The organism is Nocardia sp. CA-145437 (genome assembly GCF_050956485.1).
Classification (GTDB): domain Bacteria; phylum Actinomycetota; class Actinomycetes; order Mycobacteriales; family Mycobacteriaceae; genus Nocardia.
Map to the genome: position 1 here is coordinate 2,277,228 of NZ_CP191204.1, position 15,304 is coordinate 2,292,531.

The following is a 15,304-nucleotide window of genomic DNA, read 5'->3' on the forward strand; positions in this document are numbered from 1 at the left end:
TCGCGCGGCGGGGGTGCTTGAAAAGGCGGCGGAATGCGGTCAGCGTGGGGGGATGAGTGGGTTGCCCGAGGATTTGGAGGCATTGCTGGCCGAGTACGGCCGGCATTTGCGGTTGGGCCGGAATCGGTCGGCGCATACGGTGCGGGCCTATGTCGGGGATGCTCGCGGATTGCTGGAACATTTGCTGGAGCGCGCGGTGGATTCCGGTGTGGGGGAGGTGGATCTGGCCTTGCTGCGGTCCTGGCTGGCGGCGCAGGCATCGGGGGGAGCGGCCCGGACCACGATGGCGCGACGGGCCTCGTCGGCGCGGACATTCACCGCGTGGCTGACGCATACGGGTCGGCTGGCGGTGGATCCGGGGCCGCGCCTCGGGTCGGCGCGAGCACATCGGGTGCTGCCGTCGGTGCTGGGGAAGGAGCAGGCCCGAGCGGCCATGGAGGCGGCGGAATCGGGTGCGGCGCAGCAGGATCCGATGGCGCTGCGGGACCGGCTGATCGTGGAGATGCTGTACGCCACCGGGATTCGCGTGAGCGAGCTGTGCGGGCTCGACATCGAGGACGTGGATCGGGAACGGCGCCTGGTGCGGGTGCTGGGCAAGGGCAACAAGGAGCGTTCGGTGCCGTTCGGCGGGCCCGCCGAACAGGCCCTCGAAGCCTGGCTGCGGTTCGGCCGGTCGGCCCTCGCGACGCCGGACTCGGGTCGCGCGCTGCTCCTGGGCCGCCGCGGCCGCCGCATCGACCCCCGGCAGGCGAGAACCGTGGTGCACGAGGTGGTTTCCGCGATTCCCGGCGCACCCGACATGGGCCCGCACGGGTTCCGCCATACCGCCGCCACCCATCTGCTGGAGGGCGGCGCCGACCTGCGCGTGGTGCAGGAGATTCTCGGCCACGCCAGCATGGCCACCACCCAGCTCTACACCCACGTCTCGATCGACCGGCTCAAGAAGGTGCACGACCAGGCGCACCCACGCGCCTGACCGGCCCGTTCGTCGGGGCCGGGAAGCGGTGGGTGATCTACGGCCTATCGGAAAGCTATCGACGACCTATCGACACCCGTGCTAGCGTCAGTTAGGTAACCCTAATTATGCACTGACCATGGAGGTGTCCTTTGGCGCGCACACGCATCACGCTGGTGGTCCAGAACACGGTTCACCTGACCGATCACCTGATCCGGGTCCGATTGGGCGGCCCCGGCTTCACGTCCTTCCAGCCCAACGACAGCACCGACGCCTACGTCAAACTGATCTTCCCGGGCCCGGACGGCGACGTCATGCGCACCTACACCGTGCGCGAAGTCGACCGCGCCGCCCAGGAGATCGCCATCGACTTCGTTCACCACGGCGATGAGGGCGTCGCCGGCCCCTGGGCGGCCGCCGCCCAGCCCGGCGACACCATCGACCTGTTCGGCCCCGGCGGCGGCTACGCCCCGCGCCCCGACGCCGACTGGCACCTGCTCGCCGGCGACGAATCCGCCTTCCCCGCCATCGCCGCCGCCTGCGCGGTCCTCCCCGCCGATGCCGTCGGCCAGGTATTCGTCGAGGTCAGCGGCCCGTCGGACGAATTCGCCTTCCCGCACCCGGAGGGTGTGGAGCTCACCTGGATCCATCGCGGCGACGCCGAACCCGGCGAGCGGCTGGCCGCCACCGTCCGCTCCGCACCCTGGCGAGACGGCCAGGTCCAGGTCTTCATCCACGGCGAGGCCCGTGCGGTCATGCACGACCTGCGCCCTTACATCCGCAAGGAACGCGCCGTCCCCGCCGAATGGGCGTCCTCCATCTCCGGCTACTGGCGACGCGGCCGCACCGAAGAGGGTTTCCGTGCCTGGAAGTCCGAACTGGCCGAACGCGAAAAGGCCGCGCCCGCAGCCGTTTAGCCGATCGCGCTGTACGCCACGCGGACGCGTGACGTCCGTGCCGGCCGGAGGGCGGCGGCTGTCCGCGCCGCGAAGGAGTCGGGTAAGCGCCGCCAAGCACTCGATCACCGGGTGTGCCAGCCGAATTCCCCGCCGGCGACACCCGGTCGCTGAGATCCGGTTTGGGGCATATCGGCGGGTAGCGTCGATTGTCATGACGACGCCGCCCGCCGAGACCCCCGCCCTACGCGAACGCCTCCGCGCAGCACTCCCCGCCGCCATGAAAGTCCGTGATCGTCACGCCACCGCCGCTCTGCGCTCGGCGTTGGCCGCGATCGACAATGCCGAGGCCGTCGACGGTTCCGATGTTCGCGCCGGAGCGATCGAGGGCAGCGCCGTCGGCGTGGGCGCGGCCGAGCGTCCCCGCCGCGCCCTGACCGAAGCCGAGGTCGTCGCCATCGTCCGCGCCGAGATCGATGAACGTCTCACCGCCGCAAGGGAATACGCCGAGTTCGAGAGTGGAGCGGATCGCGCGGCCGGTCTCCGTGCCGAGGCCGCCACCCTCGCCGCTCACCTCGAGGGTTGACCTCGCTTCGGTGATGGCGAACCGCGCGCCGACCGATCATGATCCGGTCGAGTGCGCGGTGGTCCGCGCCGCTCAGTGGGGCTCGAGCGCGGCGATGTAGCGACCGGAGAACCAGCGTTGGACGAGGCGGACGACAGGTGCGCCGAGGCGGGCGTACCAGGGGTCGGGGTGGGAGAACGAGGCGATGATCCCGTACACGGAGTCGTCGGCGGGGTCGTATTCGATGGCGAAGAGCTCCTCACCGCGCAACGGGTGGCCGGGGAGCGTGCCGTAGGCGAATCCGCGGCGGTTCGGTTCGTCGACGACATAGACGACGCGGCAGGGCGCGGTGAAGCCGATCGGGCCCACGCCGATGCGGACGGTGATGTCGGTGCTGGGCCGGGCCTCGGGTGTGGTCGCATGCTGGAAGACGCCGCTGCCGCGTTGCATGCGGTAGGTGAGGATCTGTTCGGCGGCCTGGTCGAAAAACGCACGGCCGGAACCGATTCGGCGCCGCAGCCGGAAGTGGTGGTACCCCGGCGGGAATTCGCCCGCGGTCGCGCCGACGTCGGGATAGGTGAAGGTCTGCTGCGGCATCGATCCATCATGGCCCGCCTCGTGACCCGGTGGATGGATCTGTGAGGGGTTTCAACCGGATCGGCGCGCGATGGATCAGGCCGAGTGGATCGACGTAGTCGCCGTCGCGCCGGGCGCCCCAGTGCAGGCAGGGGGAGCAGGGCGGATGTCCGGTGTCGAGCACGCCGATCACGGCGCCGCGAGTCAGCCTGCGGCCCACCGTGATCGACGCGGTGACCGGCTCGTAGGTGGTGCGCAGTCCGCCCGGGTGATCGATGGATACCACCGGTTTCCCGGCCACGAGTCCGGCGAACACCACGATCCCGTCACCCGCCGCCAGCACCGCCTGGCCCCGGCTCCCCGCCAGGTCCACGCCACGATGTCCGGGCAGCCAGTCGTGCTCGGGTTTGTCGAAGACTCGAACCACGGCGGGCCGCGGTGCGAGCGGCCACCCGAACTCCTCGCCGGGCGCCGCGGACCCGGGCGCGGCCAGGGCGACCGTCATCATCACCATCGCCGCGGACGGAAATGCGCGGCGAAATTCCGGATCGAAGTAGTTCGCGGACATGCGAATCAGGGTGCGCCCCGCGACTGTCGTCCAGCCCCTTCCGCCCCGCGAGTGTGGATGAAATTCAGTATTGTGAATAGAACAAGCGCAGCGTTCTGACCTGCGTCGACGGGTCCGGATCCGCCCCCGCTCCGGGCCCGATTTCGATCTGACGGAACCGCTGCGTAAACTGATTCAGCGGTTTGCGTCAACGCGGACCGACTTCGCGCGCCCACAGTGAGTGTCGCCGGCTGGTCCCCCTGATTCGTTCTCGGAGGGTTCCGGTGGCCGTGGGCGTCAGGGCAGGGATCGCCGATTCCTGTGTCAACCAGCAACGAGAGGAAGTTACGGAGCCATGGCTGTCGTAACAATGAAGCAGCTGCTCGACAGCGGCGCGCACTTCGGTCATCAGACCCGCCGGTGGAACCCGAAGATGAAGCGTTTCATCTTCACCGACCGCAACGGCATCTACATCATCGATCTGCAGCAGACGCTGACCTACATCGACAAGGCCTACGAGTTCGTCAAGGAGACCGTTGCCCACGGCGGCACCGTCCTCTTCGTCGGCACCAAGAAGCAGGCCCAGGAGTCGATCGCCTCTGAGGCGACCCGCGTCGGCATGCCCTACGTGAACCAGCGCTGGCTGGGCGGCATGCTCACCAACTTCCAGACCGTGCACAAGCGGCTGCAGCGCCTGAAGGAGCTGGAGTCGATGGAGCAGACCGGCGGTTTCGAGGGTCGCACCAAGAAGGAAATCCTCATGCTGACGCGTGAGAAGAACAAGCTGGAGCGCACCCTGGGCGGCATCCGGGACATGGCCAAGGTTCCCTCGGCCATCTGGGTTGTCGACACCAACAAGGAGCACATCGCCGTCGGCGAGGCTCGCAAGCTGAACATCCCGGTCATCGCGATCCTGGACACCAACTGCGACCCCGACCTGGTCGACTACCCGATCCCGGGTAACGACGACGCGATCCGTTCGGCCGCGCTGCTGACCAAGGTCGTCGCTTCCGCCGTCGCCGAGGGTGTGCAGGCTCGTGCCTCGCGCGCCGGTGGCGACTCGAAGCCGGAGGCCGGCGCGGGCGAGCCCCTCGCCGAGTGGGAGCAGGAGCTGCTGTCGCAGGCTGCCCCGGCCGAGGCTGTCGCCGAGGCCCCCGTGGAGACCGCTGCCGAGGCGGAGCTGAAGGAAGACCCGGCCACCAAGACCCCGGCCGACTTCTGATCCACCGCCGCCAGGCATCTGTTCACCTTGCCGACCGCTGTCGTTCGATGACGGTCGGCAAGGTGTGACCACCACAGACTTTCACTCACACAGGGAGGCTCGCCCGAGATGGCGAACTACACCGCCGCCGATGTGAAGCGGCTCCGCGAGCTCACCGGCTCCGGCATGATGGACTGCAAGAAGGCGCTCGAGGAGAACGCGGGCGACTTCGACAAGGCCGTCGAGTTCCTGCGTATCAAGGGCGCCAAGGATGTCGGCAAGCGCGCTGAGCGCGCCACCGCCGAGGGCCTGGTCGTCTCGCAGGACGGCGTCCTGATCGAGATCAACTCCGAGACCGACTTCGTGGCCAAGAACCAGGAGTTCCAGGACGTCGCGAACGCCATCGTGGCCGCCGCCGCGAAGGCCCGCCCGGCCGACCTGGACGCCCTGAAGGCGGTCGAGGTCGACGGCCAGACCGCCGACCAGGTGCTGCAGGCGCTCGCCGCCAAGATCGGCGAGAAGCTCGAGCTGCGCCGCGTCGCCGCGTTCGACGGTCAGACCACCGTCTACCTGCACAAGCGTGCCACCGACCTGCCGCCGTCCGTCGGCGTGCTGATCGAGTACACCGGCGCCGACGCCGACGCCGCCCGCGCCGCCGGCATGCAGGTCGCGGCCCTCAAGGCCAAGTACCTCACCCGCGAGGACGTCCCGGCCGAGCTCGTCGCCAAGGAGCGCGAGATCGCCGAGGCGACCGCCAAGGAAGAGGGCAAGCCGGAGGCCGCGCTGCCGAAGATCGTCGAAGGCCGCGTCAACGGCTACTACAAGGACGTCGTCCTCCTGGAGCAGGCTTCGGTCACCGACTCCAAGAAGACCGTCAAGGCCCTGCTGGACGACGCCGGTGTCACCATCACCCGCTTCGCCCGCTTCGAGGTCGGCCAGGCGTAATCGCCTGAAAGCTCGAAAAGGCCCCTCGCCCATCGGTTTCCGATGAGTGAGGGGCCTTTGTCGTTCCGGTTCAGTTGCAGTAGCCGCAGCCCGTGATCGGCGGCGTGAAGAGCTGCTGGATGATGTTCGCGCTGCCGGAGGTGAGGGCACTGCTCCCGGAGTCGGCGGTGGCGATGTCGGTGGCGGGGCTCAGCGGCACTTCGGCCCCGGCGGGTCCGGTGGCGCCGACGAGGGCGGCGGCGAGAGCCAGAGTGGCCAGTCCGGTTCGGACTGCACGGTTCTTCATGTTCACGGGCAGAAAATATTCGAAATGCCCTTGTTTTAAACGCGATTCGGACCCCGAATTTCTGGGGCGGTACTTTCCGGGGGTCTCCCGTCACGACTATGTGGTCTTGGTCCCGGATCCCGTGGCGGGAACGAGAGCCTTGCCGGACCCGGAGTTCGTCAGCAAGCCGATCACGGGGTAGAGCAGCAGCCCGAGCGGGGTGGGTGTGGATTGATCCAGGCCGGGGTCGACTTCGTCGTAGACCGGTGTTGCCGGAACCGCTGCTGATGCGGGGCCGGTAGTGGCTGCGAGGCCTGCCGCGAGGGCGAACGCCGCAATGGTTGCTCTGGCGGTGCGGGTGTGCATGTTCATGAGTCTCGGATCAGTCGGGGCGCAGTGCGCCTATCGGGGGGTGTTGGTGCACCCGCTGCAGGTGCTGCCGGTCGCGTCGGTCACGGTGCGCATGATCTCCGCGCTTCCGGGCGAGATGAAGGGGATGACATTGCTGTTGGCCGATCCGGTGGCGGGCTGCCAGGAGCCGGTTCCGGTCGTGTCGGCTACGGCGGTCGGCTCATTGACGGGGGTGAGGGGGATGTCGGCGACGGCGGGGCCTGCTGCGACGGCCAGTGCGGCGGCGAGCGAGAGGCCGGCCAGTCCGATTCTGACCGTGTGGGTCTTCGTGTTCACGCGCCGAACGTAAGGGAATGGGGAGTGCTCGAAATCCGAATCGGGTGCCCCAGATTCCTTGGTGACACGTCCTTGTCAGGCGGGTCGGGTGTAGCTCGGTGATTGCCGAGACGGTTGCCATGGAGCCTCCCGCGCGCCCGGAATGTTACGAACCGGTAGGCCGATACGAGGGTCGCCTCACGCTCGTGACCGGTCGTGAGGCAGGATGGATGGAGCTTTGTTGCCGTCCCGTGCAATTCGTCGGCCGGGATGGTCTTTTCATGTGCCTGCGCACGCTCGAACGTCTGGACAAGGAGACCGATGACGGACCCGGATACCGCCCCCGATCGCAAGGGCTATCGCCGAGTGCTCCTCAAGCTGGGTGGCGAGATGTTCGGCGGTGGCCGTGTCGGGCTCGACCCGGATGTGGTGCAGGCGGTCGCGGAGCAGATCGCGGAGGTCGTCGAGGACGGCGTCCAGGTGGCCGTGGTGATCGGCGGCGGCAACTTCTTCCGTGGCGCCGAGCTCGAGGAGCGCGGCATGGAGCGGGCCCGCTCGGACTACATGGGCATGCTCGGCACCGTCATGAATTCCCTTGCGCTGCAGGACTTCCTGCAGAAGCAGGGCATCGACACCCGGGTGCAGACCGCCATCACCATGGGTCAGGTCGCCGAACCGTATCTGCCGCTGCGCGCCAAGCGGCACCTGGAGAAGGGCCGCGTCGTGATCTTCGGCGCCGGTATGGGCATGCCCTACTTCTCCACCGACACCACCGCCGCGCAGCGCGCCCTGGAGATCGGCGCCGAAGTGGTGCTGATGGCCAAGGCCGTGGACGGCGTCTTCACCGCGGACCCGCGGGAGGACCCCGACGCCACCATGTTCACCCAGATCACCCACAAGGAAGCGCTGGAGCGGGGCCTCAAGGTCGCCGATGCCACCGCATTCAGCCTGTGTATGGACAACCAGATGCCGATGCTGGTGTTCAATTTGTTGACCAAGGGAAATATCGCCCGCGCTGTCGCCGGTGAGAAGATCGGCACCCTGGTCCGGTCGTGACCGACGACAAGAACCATGACGCAGTGGAGGAAACGCCGTGATTGAAGAAGCGCTCTTCGACGCCGAGGAAAAGTTCGAGAAGGCCGTCTCGGTGGTGAAGGACGACCTGGCCTCGATCCGGACCGGTCGCGCGAATCCTGGTATGTTCGCGCGGATCGTGGTCGAGTACTACGGCTCGATGACGCCGATCACCCAGATCTCCTCGATCACCGTGCCCGAGCCGCGCATGGTGGTGATCAAGCCGTACGAGCAGGCGCAGATGCAGCCGATCGAGACCGCGATCCGCAATTCGGATCTCGGCGTGAACCCCACCAACAACGGTGACATCATCCGGGTCTCGATCCCGCAGCTCACCGAGGAGCGGCGCCGGGAAATGGTCAAGCTGGCCAAGTCCAAGGGCGAGGACGCGAAGATCTCGATCCGCAACGTCCGCCGGAAGGCCATGGAGGAGCTGGGCCGCATCCAGAAGGACGGCGAGGCGGGCGAGGACGAGGTCGGTCGCGCCGAGAAGGAACTCGACAAGACCACGCAGAAGTACGTCGCGCAGATCGACGAGCTGGTGAAGCACAAAGAAGGCGAACTGCTCGAGGTCTAGGACGGCCGATCTTCGGCCGGGGGTAGGGAACGGACGACAAGTGAGCGACGGGACAATCGTGGCCGAAGAGACTGCCGCCACCGGCGAGCTGCCGGAGGAAGCCACCGCATCGCCGGCCGAGCCGCCGGCCGCGAATTCGGCCACACCGGACAATGCGGGCGAGGGCGCCTCGGATGGGAAGCCGACCGCGCCCGCGTCGAAGGCGGGCCGCAACCTGCCCGCGGCGCTGGGTGTCGGATTCGGGCTGGGGTTGTCCCTGATCGCGATCCTGCTGTGGGCCCCGAAGGTGCTCGTCGGCGTGATCGCGGTCGCGGTGGCGGTGGCCACCTGGGAGGTGACCAAGCGGCTGCGTGAGGCCGACGTGCTGGTGCCCCGGATTCCGCTGTTGATCGGCGGGCAGGCGGTGGTGTGGCTGGCCTGGCCGGTCGGACCGGAGGGCGTGCTGGGCGCGTTCGGCGCGACGGCGCTCACCCTCATGGTGTGGCGGCTGTTCGACCACGGCCTGACGGCCACCCCACGAAACTACTTGCGCGACACCGCGATCTCGGTGTTCACGCTCACCTGGATTCCGCTGCTGGCCTCGTTCGCGGTGCTGATGCTGTCCGAGGACAAGGGCAACCTGCGGGTGCTGACCTTCATGATCCTGGTGGTCTGCTCCGACGTGGGCGGTTATGTGGCGGGCGTGCTGTTCGGCAAGCACCCGATGGTGCCGCACATCAGCCCGAAGAAGTCCTGGGAGGGCTTCGGCGGTTCGCTGGTGTTCTGCGTGATCGGCGGTCTGCTGACGGTGACGCTGCTGCTGCAGGCGAATTCGATGATCGGCGTGCTGCTGGGCGTCGGGCTGGTGCTGGTGGCGACCAGCGGCGACCTGATCGAATCGCAGGTGAAGCGGGAGCTGGGCATCAAGGACATGGGCACGCTGCTGCCCGGGCACGGCGGGATCATGGACCGGCTCGACTCGATGCTGCCGTCGGCTTTCGTGGCGTGGCTGGTGCTGACCGCCCTGCTCTGATCGATCGCGCGGCTTCGGTCACCTGGTCCAGGTGGTGTGACGAGCGCATCGCACCCCGCGGCGCCGAACGCGTGTTTCGGATGGAACACTGGAAGGGTTATGACTACCCCGTTGCCCCTCGTCTTCGACGCCCCTCGCCGCGGTATGCCGCCGCGGCATCTCGCCGACCTCGATTCGCGGGAGCGCAAGGCGGTGGTCGAGGAGCTCGGCCTCCCCAAATTCCGTGCCGACCAGATCGCGCGCCAGTACTACGGCCGCCTGGTCGCCGACCCGGATCAGATGACCGATCTGCCCGAGGCGATGCGTTCCAAGGTCGCGGAGGCGCTGTTCCCGCAGCTGCTGACCGAGATCCGGCACATCGAATGCGATGACGGCACCACCCGCAAGTCGCTGTGGCGCGCCAATGACGGCACCCTGCTCGAGTCGGTGCTCATGCGCTACCCCGACCGCAACACCCTGTGCATCTCGTCGCAGGCCGGTTGCGGCATGGCGTGCCCGTTCTGTGCCACCGGTCAAGGCGGTCTGAACCGCAACCTGTCCACAGCCGAGATCGTCGACCAGGTTCGGGCCGCCGCGGCCGCCCTGCGCGACGGCGAGGTCGCGGGTGGACCCGGCCGCCTGTCCAACATCGTGTTCATGGGCATGGGCGAGCCGCTGGCCAACTACAAGCGCGTGGTGAACGCGGTCCGCCGCATCACGTCTCCGTCGCCGGAGGGCTTCGGCATCTCGCAGCGCTCGGTGACGGTCTCCACGGTCGGCTTGGCGCCCGCCATCCGCAAGCTCGCCGACGAGGACATGTCGGTGCGGCTGGCCGTCTCGCTGCACACCCCCGACGACGAGCTGCGGGACACGTTGGTGCCGGTCAACAATCGCTGGCCGGTCGCCGAAGTCCTCGATGCCGCACGCTATTACGCCGACAAGTCCGGCCGCCGCGTCTCCATCGAGTACGCGTTGATCCGCGACATCAACGATCAGGGCTGGCGCGCCGACATGCTCGGCAAGAAGCTGCACAAGGCGCTGGGCCCGCTGGTCCACGTCAACCTGATCCCGCTCAACCCGACGCCGGGCAGCAAATGGGACGCTTCCCCGAAGCCGGTGCAGGACGAGTTCGTTCGCCGGGTCCAGGCGCAGGGCGTCACCTGCACGGTCCGTGACACCCGCGGGCAGGAGATCGCCGCCGCCTGCGGCCAGCTCGCCGCGGAAGGCTGACCCGGACGCCGGTCTCGGCCAGGCTTTGGTCAAGTCGGCTATCCGGCATGACTTTCCGTGCCAGCAAACAGTGGGTAACCACTCTGGCGGGCCATCACCGATGTGGCGGCCTACACCCACCTGACATCCGACGATGTTCGTGAGTTCGGAGACCGGCTCGACGAGATCCGGCGGTCGGTGGAGCATGACCTCGGTGAGCGCGACGCCCGCTACATCAGGAACTGGGCAACGCCGTGTACGTCGTACCGGTCTCGGTGCTTTACGAGTTCGGGATGTGCGTCTATCACCTGGAGATCCCGAAAGTCGTGGCGGGGCGCAAGGATCCGCAGGAGCTGCGGGGGGCCCGCGAGGAGATACTCCGCAAGGCGAGCAAACAGCTCTTCAAGGACTACGTCGCCTTCCCCGCCTTGTCGACACGGAACTGGAAATCGACCGTCCGTGCCAACCTGACCGCCAACGTCGCGAAGAACATGTGGGAGCAGATCGTCACCTTCTGCGGCCATTTCCCCGACGGCGCCGAGAAATTCACGCGACGGGACCTGGCCACCGAGACCCGGGGGGAGTGGTATCTCCGGTAGTTCCTCGGCAGCGCGAACTTCCCGTCCGGTCCGGTCGGGAGAATCTTGACCGGGTCATTGGGGTACCAGATCGAACACCATTTGTTCCCGGACCTACCGAGCAACCGGCTGCCGGCTGTTTCCCGGCAAGTCCGGGGCCTCGCCGCACAGTACGGGCTGCCCTACAACTGCCGATATGGAACGCCACCGGCTCGATATTCCGGATTCCCTTCGCCGGGAGGGCGCTTGACCTAGCGTTTGCTTCATGTTGCAGCAACCGCTCGTAGGGCACGTGAACGAAGCCGATATCCCCTGGGTGTGGGCGGGTGATGTCGGCTTGCAGTTGCTGCGCGTCTCGCCGTCGGGGTTCGTGCTGCGCAATCGGTTCAAGGCCGGGTTCAGCCTGCCCACGCACAAGCACACCGGCGCGGTGAACGCGTACACCTTCTCCGGCGACTGGTTCTACGCCGAGCAGGGCATCCACTACACCGCCGGGACCTTCATCCACGAGCCCGCCGGGTCTGTTCACACCCTCACGGTCGCCGAGGACGCCGATGTCCTGTTCATCGTCGAGGGCGCGTTCATCGACCTCGACGCCGACGGCGCTGTGACGGGTGTCGTCGATTCGAAGACCATTCAGGACGCCTACTTCGCGCTCTGCGATGTCGCCGGTATCGCCCGCCCGACCGGAATTCTCGAATAGCGTTCCCACCGGCGGATTGTTGCCCAAACGTAGCCAAGCCGCCGATTTCCTGTCGCCGGGCGTCCCGTGCTTCCTACACTGGGGTGAACGCGGACGCTTGCCGGGCGTCCGATCGGCCGAGGAGCGCATGATGGCAATGCCGCAGCTCACGACCATCTCTTCCTTCGTCATCGTCATCGACGGCCTCCAGATCGCGTCCTTCGCGGACCTGGGCGGCATCGTGTCCGAGATCGAACCGGTGTCCTACCTCGAGGGCGGTGGCGGCGGTCCGATCCAACTGCCCGGAAAGGTCAAGCCGCCCCAGGTCACGCTGTGCCGCGGCCGCACCGGCACCGCCGACCTGTGGGCCTGGCACCAGTCGGCGCGCAACGGCCAGATGGCCGTGGCGCGCCGCGACTGCACCCTCACGATGTACGACCACGAGGGCACCCCGGTTCCGTGCTACCTGCTCGAGCACGCGTGGCCGTCCAAGATCGAGGTCTCCGCCCTGCGGGACGGCCCCGGCGAAATGCTGTACAACAGCGTCACATTGGTCTGCGAGAACCTCCACCACATGGCGGCCTGACCGGTCGCGGTCGGGAGGCGGCGACCGACGGTCGCCGCCTGACCCGAGGACGTCGGCCGGCGCGCTCCGTATCGCCCGGGGTGGGAGCCGCGAGATATCGGCTGAAAACCAGTAGCCTGACGGCAGGCCCGGCGATTGCCGAGCCGCTCGAGGCCTCTCTGCGGTCCTGTTCTCGAATCGCGATGCCGCCCGAAATTTCTCGGAGAGGCACATGTGGCAACGACCGCAGGCGAAACGAATGACCGGGATTTCGCAGACGGCGGGACGGAGAGCGCCGACACCGACGCCGGGATCTGGGACGAGGACGAGTCCCCGGCCGTGCGCCGGGCGCGCAAGGAAGCCGGGCTCACCGCGAGTGGGGATTCGACGCGGGCGTATCTGAAGCAGATCGGCCGGGTTCCCCTGCTCTCCGCGGAGGAGGAGGTCGATCTGGCGGTCCGGATCGAGGTGGGGCTGTACGCGGCGGAGAAGCTGCGGATCGAATCCGAGGGGCCGTCCGGTCTCACCGCCGCGCGTTGCCGCGATCTGACCTGGATCGTGCGTGATGGCGTCCGGGCCAAGGATCATCTGCTCGAGGCGAATCTGCGTCTGGTGGTGTCGATCGCCAAGCGGTACACCGGGCGGGGCATGGCCTTTCTGGATCTGATCCAGGAGGGCAATCTGGGTCTCGTGCGCGCGGTCGAAAAGTTCGACTACAGCAAGGGATTCAAGTTCTCGACCTATGCCACGTGGTGGATTCGCCAGGCGATCAGCCGTGCCATGGCCGACCAGTCGCGCACCATTCGCATTCCCGTGCACATGGTGGAGATCATCAACAAGCTCGGGCGCAGGCAGCGTGAGCTGCTGCAGGAGCTGGGTCGCGAGGCCACGCCCGAGGAGCTCGCGCAGGAGTTGAACATCACGGCCGCGCGGGTGCTGGAGATTCAGCAGATGGCCCGGGAACCGATCTCGCTGGACCAGACGATCGGTGACGAGGGCAGCGGCCAGTTCGGCGACTTCATCGAGGACACCGAGGCCGTCGTCGCGGTCGAGGCGGTGGCGTTCACCCTGCTGCAGGAGCAGCTGCAGGCGGTGCTGGGCACGCTCAGCGAGCGCGAAGCCGGAATCGTGCGCCTGCGTTACGGACTGGGCGACGGGCAGCCCCGGACCCTCGACGATATCGGGAAGATCTACGGCGTCACGCGCGAGCGGATCCGGCAGATCGAGTCGAAGACGATGTCGAAGCTGCGGCATCCGTCGCGCTCGCAGTTGCTGCAGGATTACCTGGAGTAGCGCGGGCGGGTGGCCGGGCGGATCGGCCGCCCGGCTTCGGACGTCAGAGGGTCGCGATCATCCGCTGCGCGGTGGCGGCGTGACCGTACTGGTTGGGATGGAATTGCGCGCCTTCGCCGTTGTCGACCGAGGTGCCGTTGACTCACCGGTCCGGGATGGCCTCGCAGACGTCGTGGCCGTCGTAGAGCTCGTAGGTGCTGAAGTAGGTGGTACCGGGCTGGGAACGCAGCATGGTGTTGAGGCCGCCGATCACGCTGTCGCGGATCCAGTCGGCGTCCGCGGCCAGGACCGGCTGGCGGCCCGCGCACAGGGATGCGTTGTCGGGCAGGATCTTCGGGTAGCCGACCAGGACGATGCGGGCCTGCGGGGCCTGGGTGCGGATGGCGGCGAGCAGCTGGGCGAGCTTGGCGGCGGTCATCGAGAGGCGCCCGGGCATCTCCGGGCCGTACTTGTTCTTGCAGCCCGCCACCAATTCGGCGACCGCACCCGCGCTGCCGCTGGCGCTGCCCGTCGCGAGACTGCCTGTGCCGCTGCCTGTTCCGAGGGTGCCTGCGAGCACACAGTCCTTGACCAGCTGCCCGAAGCCGATATCGTTGCCGCCGACGCCCAGGGTGACCAGCGTGGTGTCGGCGGTGACCGCGGAGAGCTGAGTGCTGGTCACCGAGTCGATGGTCGCGCCCCCGCAGGTGACATCGGTGAGCGCATACCCGCGCTGAGCCGCGAACAGATGTGCGTAGTTGCGGTCCGACCGGGAACAGCTCTTGTCGAGAATGGTCGAGATGCCCACCCCCGCCGCATACGAATCGCCGAGCGCCACATACTTTCCGCTGTCGGCGGTGGCCGGGGTGATGCTGGTCAGGGATGCGGCGGCGATCATCGCAATTGCGGACAAGCAGTGTTTCAGTTTCAAGGCAGAGTCCTGGTGGCAGAGCGGGGAGGGGATCGCCGCCGACCCTAGAAGATGACCTACCACCCGGTAGGTTGGTTGGCGGAATCGTTATCGATTCGGCCCGCCGCCGCTGAGCGGCCGCTCTCGCGGGTTGGATGACCGGAGCCGTCGCTGGAGTATTCTGTGGCGCGTGACCGAGGCTGACGACTGGTCGTGGCTGCGTACGACAATCCCGATCGTCGACATGGCGATGTATCTGGCCATGCCCGAAGACATCGCCCGCACGGTGGAAATTCGCGACGGCATGATCGTGCACTGTGAGTCTCCGTCGCCCAATCATGTTGCGATCAGCGACAACATCAAAGGGGCGCTGCGCGAGGCGGTGTCCAAACGATCCGGTGATCTGCCATGCCTGCGTGCGAGCGGTGAACTCGACATGCTGATCTCGGAGGTCCCGTTCCATTACAAGCGGCCCGACGCCATCGTCTATCGCTGTATCGACGAGCCGCGGGGGAGATGGAAGACGAAGCCGATGGCTTCGGACACCTTACTGGTCGTCGAGGTCGTATCTCCCAACACCGTGACCGCGGACCTGGTCGAAAAGCGGGCCGAGTACGCGAGACTCGGTATCCCCTCCTATTGGATCGTCCGCATGGTCCAGGACGACGGCCCCGCCGCGTCCATTGAGATGCTCAGGCTGACCGCGGACGGCACCTACATCAGCGAGAACATGTCGCTGCGGGCGCGCGGCGACGCGTTGGCTGTCGACGTCGCCGATCCGCTCGACGTCACGATCAGCTGGAATCGACTGGATATCGGTCTGGACTGAT

The 15,304-nt window shown here is 67.4% G+C and carries 19 protein-coding genes and 2 pseudogenes; 15 read left to right on the top strand and 6 right to left on the bottom strand.

The window, feature by feature from the left end:
* Nucleotides 1–52 precede the first annotated feature (52 nt).
* From ACQPYY_RS10110 to ACQPYY_RS10120, 3 genes are all read left to right on the top strand, one after another.
* A complete protein-coding gene (locus ACQPYY_RS10110; RefSeq protein WP_357281566.1) occupies nt 53–976 on the top strand; it encodes a tyrosine recombinase XerC in 924 nt (307 codons plus the stop codon).
* 131 nt (nt 977–1,107) lie between these two features.
* Entirely contained in the window at nt 1,108–1,872 is a 765-nt protein-coding gene (locus ACQPYY_RS10115; protein WP_433593539.1) for a siderophore-interacting protein, read from the top strand.
* A 193-nt stretch (nt 1,873–2,065) separates the two neighbouring features.
* On the top strand, nt 2,066–2,437 hold the full coding sequence (locus ACQPYY_RS10120) for a hypothetical protein (protein ID WP_433593540.1): 372 nt from the start codon (nt 2,066–2,068) through the stop codon (nt 2,435–2,437).
* Between the two features lie 72 nt (nt 2,438–2,509).
* On the opposite strand, the gene ACQPYY_RS10125 is transcribed toward ACQPYY_RS10120, so the two are convergent.
* Both ACQPYY_RS10125 and ACQPYY_RS10130 read right to left on the bottom strand, forming a co-directional pair.
* Nucleotides 2,510–3,013 (bottom strand): DUF1990 family protein, encoded by a 504-nt coding sequence (locus tag ACQPYY_RS10125; protein ID WP_433593541.1) that lies wholly within the window; start codon nt 3,011–3,013, stop codon nt 2,510–2,512.
* Between the two features lie 7 nt (nt 3,014–3,020).
* Complete coding sequence (locus tag ACQPYY_RS10130) at nt 3,021–3,506, bottom strand: M23 family metallopeptidase (protein WP_433594609.1); 486 nt, start codon at nt 3,504–3,506, stop codon at nt 3,021–3,023.
* A 388-nt stretch (nt 3,507–3,894) separates the two neighbouring features.
* On the opposite strand from ACQPYY_RS10130, the gene rpsB reads away from it, so the two are divergent.
* Both rpsB and tsf read left to right on the top strand, forming a co-directional pair.
* Nucleotides 3,895–4,761: a 30S ribosomal protein S2 gene (rpsB, locus tag ACQPYY_RS10135; RefSeq protein WP_433593542.1), complete on the top strand. Its 867-nt coding sequence runs from the start codon at nt 3,895–3,897 to the stop codon at nt 4,759–4,761.
* Nucleotides 4,762–4,869: 108 nt separating this feature from the next.
* Entirely contained in the window at nt 4,870–5,685 is an 816-nt protein-coding gene (tsf, locus tag ACQPYY_RS10140) for a translation elongation factor Ts (RefSeq protein WP_433593543.1), read from the top strand.
* 70 nt (nt 5,686–5,755) lie between these two features.
* On the opposite strand, the gene ACQPYY_RS10145 is transcribed toward tsf, so the two are convergent.
* From ACQPYY_RS10145 to ACQPYY_RS10155, 3 genes are all read right to left on the bottom strand, one after another.
* The gene (locus ACQPYY_RS10145; RefSeq protein ID WP_433593544.1) at nt 5,756–5,977 is read right to left on the bottom strand and encodes a hypothetical protein; all 222 of its coding nucleotides are present in this window, start codon (nt 5,975–5,977) and stop codon (nt 5,756–5,758) included.
* A gap of 90 nt (nt 5,978–6,067) precedes the next feature.
* Entirely contained in the window at nt 6,068–6,316 is a 249-nt protein-coding gene (locus tag ACQPYY_RS10150; RefSeq protein WP_433593545.1) for a hypothetical protein, read from the bottom strand.
* A 36-nt stretch (nt 6,317–6,352) separates the two neighbouring features.
* The gene (locus tag ACQPYY_RS10155; protein WP_433593546.1) at nt 6,353–6,637 is read right to left on the bottom strand and encodes a hypothetical protein; all 285 of its coding nucleotides are present in this window, start codon (nt 6,635–6,637) and stop codon (nt 6,353–6,355) included.
* A gap of 300 nt (nt 6,638–6,937) precedes the next feature.
* Here ACQPYY_RS10155 and pyrH point away from each other — a divergent pair, with 300 nt between their 5' ends.
* From pyrH to ACQPYY_RS10200, 9 genes and pseudogenes are all read left to right on the top strand, one after another.
* Entirely contained in the window at nt 6,938–7,672 is a 735-nt protein-coding gene (gene pyrH, locus ACQPYY_RS10160; protein ID WP_357092686.1) for a UMP kinase, read from the top strand.
* A gap of 37 nt (nt 7,673–7,709) precedes the next feature.
* Complete coding sequence (gene frr / locus ACQPYY_RS10165) at nt 7,710–8,267, top strand: ribosome recycling factor (protein ID WP_213556998.1); 558 nt, start codon at nt 7,710–7,712, stop codon at nt 8,265–8,267.
* 58 nt (nt 8,268–8,325) lie between these two features.
* The gene (locus tag ACQPYY_RS10170; protein ID WP_433593547.1) at nt 8,326–9,279 is read left to right on the top strand and encodes a phosphatidate cytidylyltransferase; all 954 of its coding nucleotides are present in this window, start codon (nt 8,326–8,328) and stop codon (nt 9,277–9,279) included.
* A 99-nt stretch (nt 9,280–9,378) separates the two neighbouring features.
* Complete coding sequence (gene rlmN, locus ACQPYY_RS10175) at nt 9,379–10,488, top strand: 23S rRNA (adenine(2503)-C(2))-methyltransferase RlmN (protein ID WP_357281548.1); 1,110 nt, start codon at nt 9,379–9,381, stop codon at nt 10,486–10,488.
* Between the two features lie 233 nt (nt 10,489–10,721).
* Complete coding sequence (locus ACQPYY_RS10180; RefSeq protein ID WP_433593548.1) at nt 10,722–11,066, top strand: hypothetical protein; 345 nt, start codon at nt 10,722–10,724, stop codon at nt 11,064–11,066.
* 21 nt (nt 11,067–11,087) lie between these two features.
* Nucleotides 11,088–11,300, top strand: a pseudogene (locus ACQPYY_RS10185) (fatty acid desaturase); the annotation flags it as partial.
* Nucleotides 11,301–11,310: 10 nt separating this feature from the next.
* Nucleotides 11,311–11,748 (top strand): 2,4'-dihydroxyacetophenone dioxygenase family protein, encoded by a 438-nt coding sequence (locus tag ACQPYY_RS10190; RefSeq protein WP_357281544.1) that lies wholly within the window; start codon nt 11,311–11,313, stop codon nt 11,746–11,748.
* 130 nt (nt 11,749–11,878) lie between these two features.
* Nucleotides 11,879–12,313, top strand: a complete 435-nt coding sequence (locus tag ACQPYY_RS10195) for a phage tail protein (RefSeq protein ID WP_433593549.1) — start codon at nt 11,879–11,881, stop codon at nt 12,311–12,313.
* A 204-nt stretch (nt 12,314–12,517) separates the two neighbouring features.
* A pseudogene (locus tag ACQPYY_RS10200) lies at nt 12,518–13,585 on the top strand (RNA polymerase sigma factor); the annotation flags it as partial.
* A 142-nt stretch (nt 13,586–13,727) separates the two neighbouring features.
* Here the strand turns inward: ACQPYY_RS10200 and ACQPYY_RS10205 are convergent.
* A complete protein-coding gene (locus ACQPYY_RS10205; protein WP_433593550.1) occupies nt 13,728–14,477 on the bottom strand; it encodes an SGNH/GDSL hydrolase family protein in 750 nt (249 codons plus the stop codon).
* 187 nt (nt 14,478–14,664) lie between these two features.
* On the opposite strand from ACQPYY_RS10205, the gene ACQPYY_RS10210 reads away from it, so the two are divergent.
* On the top strand, nt 14,665–15,303 hold the full coding sequence (locus ACQPYY_RS10210) for a Uma2 family endonuclease (protein WP_433593551.1): 639 nt from the start codon (nt 14,665–14,667) through the stop codon (nt 15,301–15,303).
* Nucleotide 15,304 lies beyond the last annotated feature (1 nt).

What these genes read in the sequence shown, in the direction of transcription:
- rpsB (WP_433593542.1), top strand. Translation starts at nt 3,895, where the DNA reads ATGGCTGTCGTAACAATGAAGCAGCTGCTCGACAGCGGCGCGCACTTC.
- ACQPYY_RS10150 (WP_433593545.1), bottom strand. Translation starts at nt 6,316, where the DNA reads ATGCACACCCGCACCGCCAGAGCAACCATTGCGGCGTTCGCCCTCGCG.
- ACQPYY_RS10190 (WP_357281544.1), top strand. Translation starts at nt 11,311, where the DNA reads ATGTTGCAGCAACCGCTCGTAGGGCACGTGAACGAAGCCGATATCCCC.
- pyrH (WP_357092686.1), top strand. Translation starts at nt 6,938, where the DNA reads ATGACGGACCCGGATACCGCCCCCGATCGCAAGGGCTATCGCCGAGTG.
- ACQPYY_RS10130 (WP_433594609.1), bottom strand. Translation starts at nt 3,506, where the DNA reads ATGGTGATGATGACGGTCGCCCTGGCCGCGCCCGGGTCCGCGGCGCCC.
- ACQPYY_RS10125 (WP_433593541.1), bottom strand. Translation starts at nt 3,013, where the DNA reads ATGCCGCAGCAGACCTTCACCTATCCCGACGTCGGCGCGACCGCGGGC.
- tsf (WP_433593543.1), top strand. Translation starts at nt 4,870, where the DNA reads ATGGCGAACTACACCGCCGCCGATGTGAAGCGGCTCCGCGAGCTCACC.
- ACQPYY_RS10195 (WP_433593549.1), top strand. Translation starts at nt 11,879, where the DNA reads ATGGCAATGCCGCAGCTCACGACCATCTCTTCCTTCGTCATCGTCATC.
- rlmN (WP_357281548.1), top strand. Translation starts at nt 9,379, where the DNA reads ATGACTACCCCGTTGCCCCTCGTCTTCGACGCCCCTCGCCGCGGTATG.
- ACQPYY_RS10110 (WP_357281566.1), top strand. Translation starts at nt 53, where the DNA reads ATGAGTGGGTTGCCCGAGGATTTGGAGGCATTGCTGGCCGAGTACGGC.
- ACQPYY_RS10120 (WP_433593540.1), top strand. Translation starts at nt 2,066, where the DNA reads ATGACGACGCCGCCCGCCGAGACCCCCGCCCTACGCGAACGCCTCCGC.